Annotated in this window: 15 protein-coding genes and 1 tRNA gene; 6 read left to right on the forward strand and 10 right to left on the reverse strand. The window is 61.9% G+C overall.

Annotated features, from left to right (window positions below; translation table 11 throughout):
• Positions 1-89: 89 nt before the first annotated feature.
• The 5 genes from ACK5NW_RS04800 to ACK5NW_RS04820 all read right to left on the reverse strand — a co-directional run bounded on the left by ACK5NW_RS04800 (position 90) and on the right by ACK5NW_RS04820 (position 4,503).
• Complete coding sequence (locus tag ACK5NW_RS04800) at positions 90-2,645, reverse strand: DUF2339 domain-containing protein (RefSeq protein WP_416925600.1); 2,556 nt, start codon at positions 2,643-2,645, stop codon at positions 90-92.
• Positions 2,594-2,755 (reverse strand): hypothetical protein, encoded by a 162-nt coding sequence (locus ACK5NW_RS04805; RefSeq protein ID WP_416925602.1) that lies wholly within the window; start codon positions 2,753-2,755, stop codon positions 2,594-2,596. The genes ACK5NW_RS04800 and ACK5NW_RS04805 overlap by 52 nt, the downstream gene beginning before the upstream one ends.
• Before the next feature lie 321 nt (positions 2,756-3,076).
• A complete protein-coding gene (locus ACK5NW_RS04810) occupies positions 3,077-3,910 on the reverse strand; it encodes a thymidylate synthase (protein WP_416925604.1) in 834 nt (277 codons plus the stop codon).
• Positions 3,911-3,947: 37 nt separating this feature from the next.
• On the reverse strand, positions 3,948-4,262 hold the full coding sequence (locus tag ACK5NW_RS04815; protein WP_416925606.1) for a CcdB family protein: 315 nt from the start codon (positions 4,260-4,262) through the stop codon (positions 3,948-3,950).
• Position 4,263: 1 nt separating this feature from the next.
• On the reverse strand, positions 4,264-4,503 hold the full coding sequence (locus ACK5NW_RS04820) for a type II toxin-antitoxin system CcdA family antitoxin (protein WP_416925607.1): 240 nt from the start codon (positions 4,501-4,503) through the stop codon (positions 4,264-4,266).
• 269 nt (positions 4,504-4,772) lie between these two features.
• Here ACK5NW_RS04820 and ACK5NW_RS04825 point away from each other — a divergent pair, with 269 nt between their 5' ends.
• Complete coding sequence (locus ACK5NW_RS04825; RefSeq protein ID WP_416925609.1) at positions 4,773-5,075, forward strand: hypothetical protein; 303 nt, start codon at positions 4,773-4,775, stop codon at positions 5,073-5,075.
• Between the two features lie 10 nt (positions 5,076-5,085).
• Here the strand turns inward: ACK5NW_RS04825 and ribD are convergent, their stop codons facing one another.
• The 5 genes from ribD to ACK5NW_RS04850 form a co-directional block, all read right to left on the reverse strand.
• Positions 5,086-6,210, reverse strand: coding sequence for a bifunctional diaminohydroxyphosphoribosylaminopyrimidine deaminase/5-amino-6-(5-phosphoribosylamino)uracil reductase RibD (gene ribD / locus ACK5NW_RS04830; RefSeq protein WP_416925611.1), 1,125 nt, complete (start codon positions 6,208-6,210; stop codon positions 5,086-5,088).
• A 140-nt stretch (positions 6,211-6,350) separates the two neighbouring features.
• Positions 6,351-7,628, reverse strand: coding sequence for a tetratricopeptide repeat protein (locus tag ACK5NW_RS04835; RefSeq protein WP_416925613.1), 1,278 nt, complete (start codon positions 7,626-7,628; stop codon positions 6,351-6,353).
• Positions 7,629-7,684: 56 nt separating this feature from the next.
• On the reverse strand, positions 7,685-9,448 hold the full coding sequence (locus ACK5NW_RS04840; RefSeq protein WP_416925615.1) for a DUF4384 domain-containing protein: 1,764 nt from the start codon (positions 9,446-9,448) through the stop codon (positions 7,685-7,687).
• A gap of 139 nt (positions 9,449-9,587) precedes the next feature.
• Positions 9,588-10,016: a hypothetical protein gene (locus tag ACK5NW_RS04845; protein ID WP_416925617.1), complete on the reverse strand. Its 429-nt coding sequence runs from the start codon at positions 10,014-10,016 to the stop codon at positions 9,588-9,590.
• Between the two features lie 144 nt (positions 10,017-10,160).
• Positions 10,161-10,937 carry a hypothetical protein gene (locus ACK5NW_RS04850; RefSeq protein ID WP_416925619.1) on the reverse strand — a complete coding sequence of 259 codons (777 nt, stop codon included), beginning with the start codon at positions 10,935-10,937 and terminating at the stop codon, positions 10,161-10,163.
• A 545-nt stretch (positions 10,938-11,482) separates the two neighbouring features.
• Between ACK5NW_RS04850 and ACK5NW_RS04855 the strand changes: the two genes are divergently transcribed.
• The 5 genes from ACK5NW_RS04855 (at position 11,483) to ACK5NW_RS04875 (ending at position 15,703) form a co-directional block, all read left to right on the forward strand.
• Positions 11,483-12,220, forward strand: a complete 738-nt coding sequence (locus tag ACK5NW_RS04855) for a response regulator (protein WP_416925627.1) — start codon at positions 11,483-11,485, stop codon at positions 12,218-12,220.
• 46 nt (positions 12,221-12,266) lie between these two features.
• Positions 12,267-13,547, forward strand: coding sequence for a sensor histidine kinase (locus tag ACK5NW_RS04860; RefSeq protein ID WP_416925621.1), 1,281 nt, complete (start codon positions 12,267-12,269; stop codon positions 13,545-13,547).
• A 119-nt stretch (positions 13,548-13,666) separates the two neighbouring features.
• Positions 13,667-14,776, forward strand: coding sequence for a YeeE/YedE family protein (locus ACK5NW_RS04865; protein WP_416925623.1), 1,110 nt, complete (start codon positions 13,667-13,669; stop codon positions 14,774-14,776).
• Positions 14,773-15,570 carry a ThiF family adenylyltransferase gene (locus ACK5NW_RS04870; RefSeq protein ID WP_416925625.1) on the forward strand — a complete coding sequence of 266 codons (798 nt, stop codon included), beginning with the start codon at positions 14,773-14,775 and terminating at the stop codon, positions 15,568-15,570. The genes ACK5NW_RS04865 and ACK5NW_RS04870 overlap by 4 nt, the downstream gene beginning before the upstream one ends.
• Positions 15,571-15,627: 57 nt before the next feature.
• Positions 15,628-15,703, forward strand: a tRNA-Lys gene (locus ACK5NW_RS04875).
• Positions 15,704-15,920 lie beyond the last annotated feature (217 nt).

The following is a 15,920-nucleotide window of genomic DNA, read 5'->3' on the forward strand; positions in this document are numbered from 1 at the left end:
ATGGGCCTGGTTGGACAGATGACTGCTCGGGTTGCATCTGCTCGATCAGCCCTCGCATCACGTCTCGGGCCATGAACAGTGCAATGCGTCTAGTATCTATCCAATCGTCCGGGATGCGACATATAGCCCACCCACACCATCAACAGCAGGCTAGTTGCAGCAACCCAAATCCACAAGTGGTTTTCTGGCGGCTCTGGGGCCGGGATGGGCACTGCGGGCCTGCGCTTGCGTTGGGGCAGCGCATCGCTGGCTGGGCTGGTGGGTTCGCGGCGCACCATGGGCACGGTGTCGCGCCACTCAGGGTCTGACGATTTGCTTGAAGCGGTGTCTGAAGCAGTGCGGGGGCGTGCAGTCGCCATGGCGGCCTCTGCCGACTGGGGTGTACGTGGGCGCGGGCGTGGGGCAACAGACGCAGGGTCGCGTTTTTTGGACGGAGGGGGCGGTGGTGGCGTAGGCCGCGCCGGTGGGAACGGTGCCCACCAGCTGACCGCCAGGAACAGCCCGCCCGCAGACATCACGGCGAGGATGTTGGGCAGCGAGCCGAGTGAGCCGGAGTCCAGCAGCACGATTTTGCCTGCGGCCACCACCAGCAAGGCAGCGCCGGTGGACCATATGGAGCGTTCGCGCAACCGGTGCCCGCCAATAGCCAGCAATGCGCCCAGCGCGGCCCACAGCAAAGACAGCAGCACGGGTGCCGACATGCGGCGCAAATCCGCCATGCTCAATAGCTCGTCCGGTGGCCCCCACTGGCGCAGACATACGGCTTGCAAGAACAAGGCGACCAGCAGCACGCCCATCAGTTGGTAGCGCCTGGTCAGTGCCCCATCGGGTTTGTCTTGCCAGGCCCAGTGAATGCGCCGGGCCAGATAAACCAGCGCCAGCACTTCAAAGACGATGCTCCATGTGTCGCGCCCAATGTGTGCTATCAGCCGCAAGGCCAGCGCCCCTGAAACCACATAGAACATGGCAGGGGCCAGGTTTTGGTGCCAACTGCTGTCTTTGGCCAAGCGGTACCGTGCGATAACGCTGGATGTCAGTACACCGACCATCAGAATGCTCAGGTTGAACGCGGTGCCCCTCCAGTCCCAATAACGCCCTTCGGCATTGACCCATGGCCACAGCGCCAAGGGTAACAAAAGCAGAACCACGCTGGCCACAGTGCTGCTGTGGTCTTCTTCTGGATCGTGCAGTGCGACCAGGGCCAGCAAGCCCATGCCCACCAATGCACAAAGAGCGCCCAGCAACGTCCAGGGGTGTGACATTTCAGCCGCTGCCGCCAGCCCGCTGACCGTCAGCCAGACCGCCAGTGCCGCAGGAACTGCGATGTAAGGGGCATGCTGGCGCAGCACGTACAAAGCGCCGCTGGCCACCAGGCCCAGCACGAACAAAATGGTGGGCCAGTTGTTCAGTTGCAGATCGCCCAGCAGGCTGATGAGCGTCAAAGCGCCCCACAAGCCGCCTGCCCATCCCATGATGGCCACAAAACCGTTACCACGGCGATGGCCTGCCCAGGCGGTACCGAGCAGCAGCCCGGCCAGCATGAAACGCTGGGCGTACGCCCAACGGCTGTCTTGCGAAGCAAAACCAAAAGCGTTTTCGGCAATGTGCATGGCTGCCAGCGTCAAGACAGCCAGCCCCAGCCAGTCCTGCTGAGCTGCTTGCAGCCCCAGACGGTGCGCGCGGACGTACAGGGTTGATGCGATCAGCATGCCCAACAAAGGCCACGGCAGACTCAGATCGTGCAGGTGCACCACGGCGGCCATCAGCAGCATGGCACCGACCCACCACAAATACCGCGCAACAGGCTGACGCGTCAGGTGCGCGACGATGCCACCCAGCGCCCATACACCGGCCAACAGTGCCATGGCCAGTGCAGTCTGATCGCCAGCAGGTGCCAACTGGAAAGCCAGTGCCAGCGCCGTCAGAGGCAAGGCCCAGGCATAGCCCTGGTCAACACGTTGCAACCAGGCGGCGCGACGCCCGGCATGTGCGCCTTCCAGCAAAGGCATGAGCAAATGCACGCTGGTCAGTGCCAGCAGCATGGGCAGCATCACGTTGTAGTGCTGCGGTGCGTAATAGTTGTTTGACCAGCCAAAAAACAGCGTGGCCGCCAGCGTGAACAAAAAGCTCAGATGAATCAGCGAGCGCCAGCCGCGCAGCATCACCATTGCGAGCACCAGCAGACTGAGCAGCAGGTAATAACCGTTGAGTTCCAGTGGTGATGCTTTGTCGAGCGCAAAGTAAGGGGCGATAAAGTCGCCCAGCATGACCAGCACCGCCATCGACTGCGCACGCTCGCGCACCGCAATCACACCCACCATGATGGCCACCAACAGCAGCAAAGCAAATGCGGTCGATGGCAACGCGACGTAGTTGAACAGGGCGTATGCGCTGTAGGCGGTGAGGTAGGCAATACCGCCTGCCGCACCGGCCAAGGCCAGGCGCAGGCCGCGGCGTTGTGGCTGCGTGCGCAATGCCAGCGCGGCGACGGCCAGCACCATGCTGAGCACCATGCCTGACCCTAGCTTCAATACGTCAGGCAGCTCAACGTTGATGAGCATGTAGCGCAGCAGCGCACCCACACCCAGGATGATCAGCCCGGCCCCAGCTTGGCCGACCAGTTGCCGGTGGTCAGCCAGGTCCATAAGCCGGTGGCACGTGGCAGGCGATGACCATCGCCTGCGGCGGAGCTTTCCATGCCCAGAAGCCCCACGAAGATGACAATCACCAGCATCACGAAGGCGAGTGTGGTCATATGTGTTTCTCCCTTGCTTTTGAAGTGCGATTTGGGCAGCTACCAGCTTGGCGCGGATGGGCTGTTGCACCTGGTTTTTTAGTGGAACCTGTGCCGTCTCCAACGGTTGGCCACAAGATCGAAAAACTATACCCGAGTAGATACTTCAGAGTGTCCGGCTTGTGGCAGGTCAAGCGGGATCTTGTCACGCCATCGTTGCATGCCGTTTCTGAAACTTCATTGCGGAAATGGCAGCTGCAGCAGATGTCTATAAATCACATGGAGCTATAAAAAGCAGAGCAAAAGGTTGATTGACTGGCACGCAGACAGGGCTGCGCCTGTTCACACCGCCACCGGTGCCTTGATGGCCGGGTGGTGCTGGTATTCGAGCACTTCAAAGTCTTCGTAGGCGTAGTCAAAGATGGACGGCGGTCGGTGCTTGATGTGCAGCGTGGGGTAAGGGTAGGGCTGGCGGCTGAGTTGCGCTTGCACCTGCTCAAAATGGTTGTTGTAAATGTGGCAGTCGCCACCGGTCCAGATGAAGTCGCCCACAGCCAGATCACACTGCTGGGCCAGCATGTGCGTCAGCAGCGCGTAGCTGGCGATGTTGAAGGGCACGCCCAAAAAGATGTCGGCGCTGCGCTGGTAAAGCTGGCAGCTCAGCTTGCCATCTGCCACGTAGAACTGGAAAAAAGCGTGGCATGGCATCAGCGCCATCTGGGGCAGATCGGCCACGTTCCAGGCGCTGACGATGATGCGGCGCGAATCGGGGTTGCTCTTGAGTTGCTGCACCACCTCGGCAATCTGGTCGATGTGGCCACCACTCGGCAGCGGCCAACTGCGCCACTGCACGCCGTACACCGGCCCCAGATCGCCATCGGGCCTCGCCCACTCGTCCCAGATGGTGACGCCGCGCTCTTGCAGCCAGCGCGCATTGCCGTCACCGCGCAGAAACCACAGCAGCTCGTGGATGATGCTTTTCAGGTGCACCTTCTTGGTGGTGACCAGCGGAAAGCCCTCGTCCAGGTCAAAGCGCATCTGGTGGCCGAACACGCTGCGCGTGCCGGTGCCGGTGCGGTCGCCTTTGGCTGCGCCGTGGTCGAACACGTGGCGCATGAAGTCTTCGTACTGCTGGCGCACTGGGCGGGGGAGGCGGGGCGAGTGTTGTGCAGCCAAGTTGCTCTGCTTTGATGTGTCCACAGATGACGCTTCCTCAATACGATCCGAAAACGGTGTCGAGCGCGTTGACGATGTGCTCGGCCTGCGCGCGCAAGTTCATGACGGGAGTGCGCAACTCTGCGGCGGGAAAGGCCGCGATGGCGGAGGTGTCCAGCACGACCTGAACGTCGCCGATGTCGAAGGCGGGGTTGAGGTCACGCATGGGCGTGCCGACCATTTTCGCGGCGCGCATTGGCAGCACCACGCGCGTGTTGAGGCCGCTGATGTAGTCGTTTTGCACGTCCAGCAGAAAAGGCGTGCGCTTGCGCAGCGCGGCATCTGGGTGGCGATAGACGTCGAAGCGGGCCATGTCAGAAGCTGCGGTACTTGGCCAGTGGCAAGCCTTCCTTGGCGATGCGCGCGTTGTAGGCGGCCACGGCCTCACTGTTTTCTTCGGCCCACCTGGCCCAGTAGCGCCGCTTGACCTCGGCGGCCAGCAGCTCGTCCACGGTTTGTGAGATGTTCATGCCCAGCTCGCGCGCCATCTCCAGCACCTTGCTGTTGAGCGACAGGTTGGTGGCTTTCTTGGGGGCGTTGTCTAAGTGTTTCATGGTGACCAAACATCAATGATGCGTGTATTTTATGCGCATATTCTCTGCCCATCCAAAGCAACGATCGAGTCATGCGCTGGTTTGTCAAAACCAGACATCAAAAAGATGCCGATGCTGCGCTGCCCCCGGTTTTGAATTTGTCATATTCATGACAGTTCGATGACACGGTAGAAAACCCGTGCGCAAATGGTTAGGATGCCAAATTCTGGGTGGCGTGGTCTTGCCGCCTCTCGCATTGACTTAACTCATTCATTCAAGGACACCTTGCCATGCGCGCCATCAAGGAAGCCCGCCAATTCATCGAGCGGCAGCCCGACAACAGCCATGCCAAAACCCTGTCCCGGCTGGTGCTGGCGCTGGAATCCGAGGCGCAGTTTCCGATTGCCGATTTATACCTGCTGGATGCTGACCGGTTCAAGCTGGCGATGGAAATTCTGGACGAGTGGCGTTTAGACCGGCACTACGCCAGCAAGGTGCGCTTGTTCGATGTCTCGATGCAAATGGCGGTGCTGGACAAGCCCAAGGGCAAGGGCGCGGCTGGATCACCCGCGCCAGAAAAATCGCCTGCTTGAAAGGCGCGGCTCAAAATGCGTCGCGCCCTGCCGGGCGCAGCAGCAGGCGCAGATCAGGGCCAATGGGTTGAGCGTCGCGCCGCTGTATGCGCAACCCTTGCGCCAGTGCTGTTAAAGGTCTGATGGCGGCAATGCCTTGGCCCTGGCCCAGCAACAGCGGTGCCTGGTAAAGCAGCATTTCATCCATCAGACCTTCACGGATCAATGCACCGTTGAGTGTGTGGCCGGCCTCGACGTGCACTTCGTTGACTTCGCGCGTGGCCAGATCGCGCAAGGCGGCGGCCAGATCGACTTGGCCTTGCGCATTGGGCAAAACCACCACTTCGGTACCGCGTTCAGTGAACAGGCGCTGACGATCCGGGCTGTCTACAGCGGTGTAAATCAGCACGCGCCGATGGGGCACGCTCCACAGGCGCGCGGTCAGCGGGGTGTTGAGCCGACTGTCCACCACCACCAGCATGGGCTGGCGCGGTGCGGGGGCCAGTCGTACATCAAGCAGCGGATCGTCTTGCAGCACGGTGCCGATGCCAGTCAGCACGGCGCAGGCGCGCGCGCGCCATGCATGGCCATCGGCGCGGGCCTCGGGTGAGGTGATCCACTGGCTTTGCCCGTTGGCCAGGGCGGTGACACCGTCCAGCGAGCTGGCGGCTTTCAGACGTACCCAGGGCGTGCCACGCACCATGCGACTGAAAAAACCCAGGTTCAATTCGCGTGCCTCGCTTGCACCGTCGCCCACGCGCACGTGCACCCCTGCGGCACGCAAACGCGCAAAGCCCTGGCCTGCGACCTTGGGGTTGGGGTCTTGCAGTGAGGCCACTACGCTGCTGATGCCCGCTTCAATCAGCGCATCGCAACATGGGCCGGTGCGACCGTGGTGGGCGCAAGGCTCCAGGGTGACGTAGGCCGTGGCACCCACCGTCGAATATCCGCGTGTAGTGGCATCGTGCAAAGCCATGATTTCAGCGTGGGCTTGCCCCACGGGTTGGGTATGGCCTTGACCCAGCACGCGTTCGTCTGGCCCCACGATCACGCAGCCGACGGCGGGGTTGGGGGCGCTCACTGGGCGTGCGCGTGCGGCCAGATCCAGGGCCAGGCGCATATGGGGGCGAGCAGATTTGGAGATGGTGGGGCGCATCTTCAGGCCAGGGTTGAATGCACAAGGGTGCCGCAGGCAAAGAGATGCGGCCAATGTTAGCCGAGGGGCTGTGCGCCAGCGTTTGGCCGTGCCGCGTTGAAGGGGCGTCCTGACGGTTGTCTTGGCAAGGGTGGTGGCGTTTACCGGCTGACCAGCGTGATTTGCTGCCGCCAGAAAGCGGGCAGCAGGTCGTAGAGCGGGGTCGGTTCGCGGTGCAGCATGTGTGTGGCGCTGCCTGTGCCGATGGTCGGGATGGTGGTGCTGGCGTTGGCGTAGGCCAGTTGCTGCATCCACGCGGCGTTGAAGCCGCCGCCGGGCGCGGGGCGTGAGTTGATCAGCGCCAGCATGCGCTTGGCTTCCACGCTGCCGCGCGATTCGGCCAATTGATAAAACCGGATGGCTTCGGCAAAGTTGGCGGGCACACCTTCGCCGCGGTGGTACTTGCGCGCCAGTGCCAGTGCGTCTGCTGCACCGGGGTGGGTGGTGGTGTTGGGGCGTGTGGTGTTGGCAGGCGCGGGGTTGGGGCGTGCATGGCGGGCAGCCAGTTCTTGCAAGTTGGCCTGTGCAGCGGCTGATTGGGCACCCGCCCGGCGAAAATAGCGTTCGGCCTGATCGAGCTGCTGGCGTGCGGCGGCGTTCATGCCCAGTTCGATGTTGGCGTGCACATCGCCTGCGGCGGCGGCTTTTTCCAGCAGGGGGCGGTGGCTTAATTCCAGCGCCTGGTCCTGCGTTTGTCCTGGCTTGGCGACTTGCAAAGGTGCTTGGCGGGCGCGCAGCACCCATTCAAGATAGTCGGCCCTGGCCGGATGGCGCGGGCGCAACTGGGCTATGGCCTGGGCGGCGGCATCGGGGCTGGGTGGCCCCATGCAACCGTCGATGTGGCACCAGGCCATGCCTGCGTAAGCCCATGGCTCGCGGCCAAAGCGTGCGGCCTGCTCAAACCACCGCTGGGCGGCCCCCAGGTCTTGCCGCACGCCTGCGCCGTGCAGGTAAATCAATCCCAACTGCCATGCGGCCTGGGCCGATTTGGTGGTGCTGCCCACGGTGCGGGTGGATTCGGCGGTGCGGGTCAGGCGCTGTAGTTCACGGCGGATTCGGTCAGCGCCGCTGTCGCGGGCGTTGAGTGAAGGGGTGGCGATGGCTGGCGTATCAATTTGAGGCTGTCCGCTTTGCGGCTGAGGGTCGATCTTGGGTGCCGCAGCAGGCACAGTGTCAATGTGCTGAGGTTGCAGAGAAGGGCGCTCAATGGCTTGCATCTTTTGAGGTGCGGCCTCTGGCTGTGCGGTAGCAGCCGCGCGGACATGAACGCTGGCGGCACCCCCAGCCGTTGCCAGCAGCCCAAGCAGGCACAGGCGTGCGCAGGTTGCCAGCTGGGCTGAGTTAAAGCCATGGCTGGAAAACCCAATGCGATGGTGCATGGCTGGCGACTCCCGTGGCGTGCATGGGTGGCGGCAAAAAGCGGTGCGGCGGTACATCAGCGTTGCGCAGCTGGGGTGCCGTTGGCATCAGTCTGTGCGGGCTGTGGCACCACGCGCCACTGCACGGTTTGGGCCACATAGTCCTGCGGCCCCATGGTGGCGGCAAAGCGCTCTTGTATGCCGCCAATGCCTTGTACGTCTTTGAGCGCCGTCAATGCGGGCATTTGCAAGTCGGCAGGCAGTTTGGGTTGCGCGTCTTCCGACGTGGCCACGCACATCAACGCCTCGGTGCCGGGTTTACCGGCGTCCAGAATGAAGCCGGGGTTGGGGGCCATCCAGTCGGGGATGCGCACAGTCTGATCGGCCGAGACCAATGAGTTGGTTTGCAAGGCGTTGGGCAGCAGGCGCATGACGCCACCGCTGGAATCGGCAAAGTAGCAGTACAGGTGCGAGGCGCGCGACACCCTGACGGATGCAAACACCTGCTCGCCTTCGGTAAAGGCTGGGCGTTCGCCCACCGGCTGCGGGTTTTCGATTTGCAGATTGAGCGTCCACGGCACGGGTGCACTCAGGTGCATCAAGGGGACTTGCTGGCCGTTTGCCACAGCGACTTGTTGCGCGTTCTGGTTGCTCCAGCCGACGCGGACCAGCGCGCCGTCGGTGCCCAGCGTCACGAAGTTGCGCAGGGCCGCTTCGTACGTAGGAAAGTCGATCACGCCGCTGACCACCACGTCCTTGTCGGTCTGAAACCGTGCCACGGCCAGACGCAGGGCGGGGTCGTTCAGGGGCAGATGTTCAGAGCCTGCGGGCAGATAGCCCTGGCTGATGAGCGAGGTACGCACCAGTTGCAACTGACCGCCCGCACCGCTTTCGGTGTACCAGTCGCGCATCTGGCGCTGAAAGCTGGGGTTGGTCTGCTCCAGCATCAGGCATTGCCAGTAGGGCACGCGCGCCCATTTGCCGACCAGCTCGATCATCGCCAGATCGACCAGGGTGCGCAGCGCGCCGCCCGCGCCTTGGGCGTAGTCGCGCCCGATGTTGAAGCGCACACCGTAGTCGCCAATGCGCCCACCCACGTCCAGGCCCTCGCCAGCGCCGCCAATCACCACCTCGTTGGCCGAATCCAGGCCGGGGATGATGGTGCGGGTGCGAAAGTCGCCCAGATGTGCCTCCAGCCCCACCACGGTGGCGTTGCGGCTGCGGCTGTAGCCGGTGTCCAGGCGGCTGGCTGATGTGCCCCCAGTGGCCCGGTTGCTGATGACGTTTTGGTCTACAAAAGCGATGGCACCCGACACATACAGCGCTGGCCGCTGCAATTGCATCTGGTTGTTGTTCAGCAAGATGGTGGTGAGGTTTTGTACCGTGTCTTGCCGGGCGATGTCGACTTCAAAGTCCACGTAGCGAAAGGCATTGCTGACGTGCGACATTTGCGACAGCGCCGTGACGATCATGTCTTTAGTGGCCACCGGCACACGGCCTGAAAAATCGGGGAACTGCTTGCTGGTGATCAAGGTGGTGGGAATTTCAGCGGCGCGCAGCATCTGGTCCATGCACATCAGCGATTCGGAAAAACTGGAGATTGAGCGCACGGGCCTGACCACAGGACGGTCGGCCGTGTTGGCTGCGGCGTGGTAGTCGGCATCGCGGCGCGCATCCAGCGTGCCGCAACCACTGGCCAGCAGGCTGAACGCCAGGGCGATCCAGCCTGTTCGCGATGCTTTGCGGCCCGCAGGGGCTGCGAGCGCTTTGGCCGCTGTTTTGCCAGTTGTCTTGGCGGTTGTCTTAGCGGTTTTTTTGGCAATGTATGGGTCTGATGTCATGACGGTCTCCCTTGCCCAGCCCTGTTCGCGCACGGCCACAAAAATTCAGGGTGTCGGGTGCCGTAGTGCAGTCTCAAAAGCACCCGCCTCAGGAAAAAGGCGCGCATCGGGTGATGGCCATCAAGGTGCGCGCCAAAGATCAGTTGCAAATGTTGATCAGGTCGCCGCGCAACACGACGATCTGTTCGTTGTCGCCCATTTGCACGGTGCCACCGGCACCTGTGGGAACGGCTGAGGTGCTGCCCACCGACTGGTAGCAGGTGGTTTGCGTGCCCGTGGTTTTGACCGACTGCACCACATCGCGCTCGGTCTTCACGTTTCCCACGTCAGGGCTGTACGCCTTGGCGGTGTAGCGCGACGCCTTGGCTGCCAGATCATCCGGAATGTCTTGTCGAAATTCGATATGGCCAGACTTGGCCAGGGGCGAGGTCGGCATCTGAAGGTACGAGACACGGTTGCTGATGGTTACGGTGTCTTCACCTGGAGCGGCATGGGCAGTAGCCGCAGCCAGCGCCATGGCGAGCATGGCGCTGACCCAGGCAAGCGGTGCATGTGTGGGTTTGAACATGGCAACTTCTCCCAGAGTGTGTTCAGGAAACAAGCGCGTCAGGCGGTGAATTTCACAACCTGACACATGACCTGATGCCCAAGCGCCGCAAAGGCTTGCCCATACAGGTCATGTCGCCAGAAAGTTTGGCGAGCCTTTGCCTTTTTATTGGTAAGGGCCGCAAGCTGGGCCGACGCAAACGGGCGGTGGTGGATCGCACGAGTCGTTGGACGCCAGATTCTGGTAGGCGTGTGCTGCTTCGCCAAAGGCGTAGTTGCCGACGCGGGAGTTGCCCGCAATGACGGTGGCCTGCGACGAATAGCCAGCGATGGCCACGTCGCCATAGTTGGACGACATGTTCTGCACGGCCACGGTTTTTGCGCCCAACGCCTTGTTTTCGGCGACTGAGTTGCCATTCATCGTGAACGATTGTTTGCTGGTGCCCGCAATGGTTACGTTGCCAAAGTTGCTGGCCGCGTTTTGATAGGCCAATGCCGCATCGTCACAATTCCAGCCGCCGCAAGCGCTGCTGCCATCGGCTTCGTTGATCAGGCTGCTGCCCTTGATGGTGGCTTCTTGCTCAGACTTGCCGCCAATGGCGAAAAAGCCGCTGGGCTTTTCAACCGATACCTCGCCCGCGTTGGAGGCGACGTTTTGCACCGCCACATCACCTTTGTTGACGGCGGTGTTGGTCACTTGCGAATCGGTGATGACGGCCGACTGCTCTGACTTGCCCTTGATGTCCACGCTGCCTTTGTTGGAAGCGATGTTCTGGTTGGCATAGGTGTAGGAATTGGCCGTGTTGGTGACGTTGGAGCCGCCATTGACCGTGGCCAACTGGGTTGAAATGCCACTGATCGTCAGCTTGGCGGCAGGGGCAGGCCCCGTGGCCATGGCGGCGGTAGCAATGGCGCTGAGCGCGAAGAATGCAAGCGATTTCATGATGTGGTCCTCCAAAAGGTGGTCTTGCACGTGACCGGATCTGCTGGCGGATTCCAGTAATTCCGGTGCTTGACGGGGCTGCGGCCTGGGTGTCCTGCTCGGATGCCTGGCTGGGCTGTTCCGTCGATGTCAGTTTCTTGTCAAGAGCATGGGTGCGCCAATCGCTGCAAATAGATACACCAAATGATGGAGCAGCGATGACTTGTAAGCAGCGAGTAAGCGTCAATTTACGCTATAAAACATGGTTTAAAAGCTATATTTTCAGTAGCAATGAAGGTGAACCGATGAGGTAGTAACTGAATGTTTTTTATGAAATAACTCGAAATAGCTACAAAAAATTCATCAAAAATGTTGCAAATACGTCTATGTTTTGATGAATTGTTCACGATGAATTGATGTGCTGCTGGCCGAAAAGCCCGTGGGGAGACGAGGTGATTTGACTCTTTTTGCTTGAGGTGGCAGCGGTTTTGGCGACATGGGAGGAACGCATGAACACATCCTCAGAATGGGCCGAGCTGACCACTGCCAGCAGTGGTGCGCAGGTCATGTCTTTGCCCAATATGCAGGCGCTGGCGGTGTCCAGTTGGCCCCATTTTTTGATTGGACAGCCCGAGCAACCGGTGCGCGTGCTGCTGGTGGACGACGATCCGCACATGCGGCGCGTGATGGCGCAGGAGTTGCTGGCCGATGCGCGCATCAACCTGGTCGGCCAGGCTGGTTCGCTGCGCGAAGGCAGGCGCTTGATGGCGCGGCACGAGTTCGATGTCATGCTGATTGACCTGAACCTGGGTGATGGCACTGGTTTTCAGTTGATCGAGGCCATGAAGAGCCTGCGGCCCGTGGCCGAGGCGGTGGTGGTGTCGGCCATGGAAGACGAAGAGCACGCCATCCACGCCTTTGAGCTGGGGGCCACGGGCTATCTCATCAAAAATTCGTGGTTTGGCAGCTTTTCGCAAGCGGTGTTGCAGGTGGTCAATGGCGGCGCTTCGATCACGCCCAATCTGGCGCGTCGGTTGCTGCGCCGCCTGGGTGGGCAAGGCAGTGTGCAGCGCAGCGCAGCGCCGAAAACAGATGCTTTCAATGGTGCTGACAAACTGTCGGAGCGCGAGCGGGAAATTCTGCGCTTGGTGGCCACCGGCTATACCAGCGGCGAGATTGGCAAACGCCTGGCCATCAGCACCCAGACGGTGAACACGCACATCAAGAACGTGTACCGCAAGTTGCAGGTTCGCACGCGGGCACAGGCGGTCAATCAGGCCACGGTGCGTGGTCTGCTGTATTGAGGGGTGATGCTTTGGGACGCAAGGCTCCTGATGCGGATGAACTGTGATGTGGTCATTGGCACATACGCTGATTGAGTCGCTGATCGCGCTGGGGCTGATCGCGTATCTGCTGGCGCGCTGGCACCAATATGGGCGAATGATTGATCTGCGTTACGCGCAGGCAACGGTGCCATGGCTGGTGATGATAGGCATGGGCTACCTGCTCACATTGGGCTGGTTTCAAGGGTATGAACGCACGGCGACCCGGGTGGCTTATCAGTTCCTGATTTTTGGTGTGAGCGTGTTTTTGATGAGCGCCGTGGCCGGTTTTCCCGGCCACCGCCTGGCTGCACTGGTGGCGTTGAGCCAGTTGGTGATGGGCTTGGGCTGTGCGTCTTTGGCGCATCAATGGGCAGGGGCGTGGGAGGGCGTCAACCTTTGTGGCACCGTGATTTTGGTGTTGATGCTGGCCCACACGATCTGGGGAAAGTCCAGCGCCAGGGGCTGGATGGTGCTGCTGATGTCGGTGCTGGGCGTGGGCGTCATGCTGGTCGATATGCGTGCGGCGGGCGATGGCCCGGTGCGTGTATCGGCAGCGCATGATGCCTATGCCATCGGCCTGTTTGTGCTGTGGCGGGCATTGACGCACCGCCTGAGCGTGGTCAAGCAGCTGCCCGCGCCAGGGCCGGTGCGTGATCAACTGGCGCAAGATTTGCATGATGGCGTGGGCGCGCAACTGGCCAGCATCATCTTGGCGCTGGACGTGGGCCAACCCACGCAGCGCGCGACGGCGGTGTCTTTGCAGCATTGTTTGGTGGAACTCAAATTGCTGGTCGACGGAGCCGATAGCGAGGCATCGGCGCTCAGTCATCTGGCTTGCCTGCGCTATCGAATGCAGCCGCTGCTGGAGATGGCCTCGGTCGAGTTGTACTGGGATATTTCTGAAACCGAACGTTTGGACGCCGTGCGCGGTGATTCGGCGCGACAGGTTTTGCGCATTGCGCAAGAGGCGCTGGCCAACGCCATGAGGCATTCCGGTGCCACGCAGATCCGCGTGACTTGCCGGTACGCGAAGACGTATGACGAATTGGTGCTGGAGGTGGCCGATAACGGCATCGGCATCCCTGCGCGCTTGCTGATGCAATCCGTTGAAATGGCAACGCCTGCGGCAGATCGCAGCCTCCTGTGCATGGGCAAAGGTTTGTCGGGAATGCGGCGGCGCGCCCGGCATCTGGGCGGGTATGTGATGGTGGATTCAGCCCCAGGCCAAGGCGCATGCGTTCGTTTGGTGATGCCGATGGCGCGGGTGATAGGAAAGGCCCCCGCAATTCCTGCGGTCAACGTCTGAGTCCGCCGCCTGGTGTGAACCATCCTGTGGAGAAAAGGGCGCTGCTGCGTTCAAGCTGGTGGTTGGGGGCATGAGGCGCTGGGCGTCCTCGACGGGCATTACCATCGCACTCTGCGACGATGAACCAAATCCAACAAACCACTGATTTGATACTGGGCTGGAGCTTTGCGCTGTCGGCCGTGCTGGGCGTGCTGATGCAGCGCACCCGGTTTTGCGCCATGGGCGCGCTGGCGGATGTGATGACCACCGGTAGTACGTTGCGGCTGCGCCAGTGGGCGTTGGCCGCAGGTGTGGCTGTGCTGGGCTTTGGTGTGTTGGCCGCCAGCGGCTGGGTGCGCGTGGCTGACTCGATGTACGCTGCTTCGCGCTGGGCGTGGCTGTCGGCGCTGGTGGGCGGGGGGCTGTTTGGCGTGGGCATGGTGCTGGCTTCCGGCTGCGGGGCCAAGACGCTGGTGCGTATGGGGTCAGGCAGCCTGAAGGCGCTGGTGGTGTTTTTGGTGATGGGGCTTGCCACGTATGCGACTTTGCGCGGCATCACCGGGGTGCTGCGTGCCAGCACCGTAGACCGGGTGTTTGTGGAATTCAGCGGCCCGGCCATTGCTGGGCAGTGGCTGTCTGCCGCTGGGGGCTGGACGCTGCCGCAGGGGTTGATGGGTGCGGCCTTGCTGGCGGGTGTGCCGATGCTCGGCTGGGCTTTGATGGGCAAGGGGTTCATCAATGCAGACAACCTGTGGGCCGGGCTGGGCGTGGGCGCGGTGGTTGTGGGCATGTGGTGGGTCAGTGGCGTGTTGGCTTATGTGTCCGAGCACCCGGAGACGCTGGAGCCTGCTTATCTGGCCACCCGCACTGGGCGCATCGAAATGCTGACTTTTACTGCGCCGCTGGCGTACAGCCTGGAATGGCTGCTGCTGTTCAGCGACCGCAGTCTGCACCTGGGCGTTGGCGTGGCGTCTGTGCTGGGCATGGTGGTGGGCGCAGCGCTTTCGGCGCTGTGGCGGCGTGAGTTCCGCTGGGAAGGCTTTGCCACCACGCAAGAGTTGGTGCATCACCTGCTGGGCGGTGCGCTGATGGGTGTCGGCGGTGTGACCGCGTTGGGCTGCACCGTGGGGCAGGGGCTGAGTGGCCTGTCCACCCTCAGCCTGACCAGCCTGACTGCCGTGGCGGGCATCGTCGGCGGGGCCGTGCTGGCCTTGCAATACCAATACCGCAAGCTGGAGCGCGCCGCATGACCGAAGTTGTTCAGACCGGCATGATCAATGCCGCCGATGCAGTCGATACAGAGCGCCGCTTTGGCGGCCTGGCGCGCTTGTACGGCGCTGAAGGCGCGCGCCGCATTCGCGCCGCGCACGTGGCGGTGGTGGGCATAGGCGGCGTCGGTTCGTGGGCGGCTGAGGCGCTGGCGCGCAGCGGTGTGGCGGCGCTGACGCTGGTCGACCTGGACCACGTGGCCGAATCCAACGTCAACCGGCAGGTGCATGCGCTGACAGGCACGCTGGGGCAAGCCAAGGTTGACGCCATGCGTGAACGCATCACGCACATTCACCCCGGCTGCATCGTGCATGCGGTGGATGACTTTGTGACACCAGACAACTGGCCCGACATGCTGCCCCAAGGTGTGCACGCCGTCATCGACGCTTGTGACCAGATGGCGGCCAAAGTCGCCATGGCAGCCTGGGCGGTGCGCACGGGCGTGACCTTTATCACCGTGGGTGGGGCAGGCGGCAAACGCCACGGCGAGCGAGCAGAAATTGCCGATGTGGCTGAAGCCACGCACGATCCGTTGATGGCCCAACTGCGCTACCGCCTGCGCCGCCATCACGGCGCGCCCACAGGTGGCCAGCGCATCGGCGTCACGGCCGTGTTCAGCCGCGAGGCCGTGCACATGCCCGATGCGTGTAATTCACCGGCGGAAATGGACGGCACGCTGAACTGCCACGGCTATGGCTCCACCGTCACCGTCACCGCCGCCTTTGGCTTGTGCGCCGCAGGCTGGGTGTTGAACCAGTTGGCTTCCAGCGCCTGAAAACTCAGGCTATAATGCAAGGCTTTCCAGCGCGCTGAAGTTGGGTGCGCCGGATGTGGGACGTTAGCTCAGTTGGTAGAGCAGCGGACTTTTAATCCGTTGGTCGGCAGTTCGAGCCTGCCACGTCCTACCAACATTCAAAAGCACTGATCCGCAGCAATGCGGTCAGTGCTTTTTTCATGTCTGTAATTGACTAAGCAATAATCCTAGACCCAGCAGTTGACCGCTTGTGTTCTTCGTGAAAGCCGCATGAATACACAACTTTTTGCCCTTTCCAACGCTCACCTTGGAGATCAAGGCGCACCGCACCCACTGGCACTGCGCTCGCCGCGTCATGCGGCGTTGCTCGT

It is taken from the genome of Ottowia sp. (genome assembly GCF_047975795.1).
In the GTDB taxonomy this organism is placed as follows: domain Bacteria; phylum Pseudomonadota; class Gammaproteobacteria; order Burkholderiales; family Burkholderiaceae_C; genus Ottowia.

What these genes read in the sequence shown, in the direction of transcription:
- ACK5NW_RS04865 (WP_416925623.1), top strand. Translation starts at nt 13,667, where the DNA reads ATGAACCAAATCCAACAAACCACTGATTTGATACTGGGCTGGAGCTTT.
- ACK5NW_RS04820 (WP_416925607.1), bottom strand. Translation starts at nt 4,503, where the DNA reads ATGAAACACTTAGACAACGCCCCCAAGAAAGCCACCAACCTGTCGCTC.
- ACK5NW_RS04845 (WP_416925617.1), bottom strand. Translation starts at nt 10,016, where the DNA reads ATGTTCAAACCCACACATGCACCGCTTGCCTGGGTCAGCGCCATGCTC.
- ribD (WP_416925611.1), bottom strand. Translation starts at nt 6,210, where the DNA reads ATGCGCCCCACCATCTCCAAATCTGCTCGCCCCCATATGCGCCTGGCC.
- ACK5NW_RS04870 (WP_416925625.1), top strand. Translation starts at nt 14,773, where the DNA reads ATGACCGAAGTTGTTCAGACCGGCATGATCAATGCCGCCGATGCAGTC.
- ACK5NW_RS04800 (WP_416925600.1), bottom strand. Translation starts at nt 2,645, where the DNA reads ATGGACCTGGCTGACCACCGGCAACTGGTCGGCCAAGCTGGGGCCGGG.
- ACK5NW_RS04805 (WP_416925602.1), bottom strand. Translation starts at nt 2,755, where the DNA reads ATGACCACACTCGCCTTCGTGATGCTGGTGATTGTCATCTTCGTGGGG.
- ACK5NW_RS04825 (WP_416925609.1), top strand. Translation starts at nt 4,773, where the DNA reads ATGCGCGCCATCAAGGAAGCCCGCCAATTCATCGAGCGGCAGCCCGAC.
- ACK5NW_RS04840 (WP_416925615.1), bottom strand. Translation starts at nt 9,448, where the DNA reads ATGACATCAGACCCATACATTGCCAAAAAAACCGCTAAGACAACCGCC.
- ACK5NW_RS04855 (WP_416925627.1), top strand. Translation starts at nt 11,483, where the DNA reads ATGTCTTTGCCCAATATGCAGGCGCTGGCGGTGTCCAGTTGGCCCCAT.
- ACK5NW_RS04835 (WP_416925613.1), bottom strand. Translation starts at nt 7,628, where the DNA reads ATGCACCATCGCATTGGGTTTTCCAGCCATGGCTTTAACTCAGCCCAG.
- ACK5NW_RS04815 (WP_416925606.1), bottom strand. Translation starts at nt 4,262, where the DNA reads ATGGCCCGCTTCGACGTCTATCGCCACCCAGATGCCGCGCTGCGCAAG.
- ACK5NW_RS04860 (WP_416925621.1), top strand. Translation starts at nt 12,267, where the DNA reads ATGTGGTCATTGGCACATACGCTGATTGAGTCGCTGATCGCGCTGGGG.
- ACK5NW_RS04850 (WP_416925619.1), bottom strand. Translation starts at nt 10,937, where the DNA reads ATGAAATCGCTTGCATTCTTCGCGCTCAGCGCCATTGCTACCGCCGCC.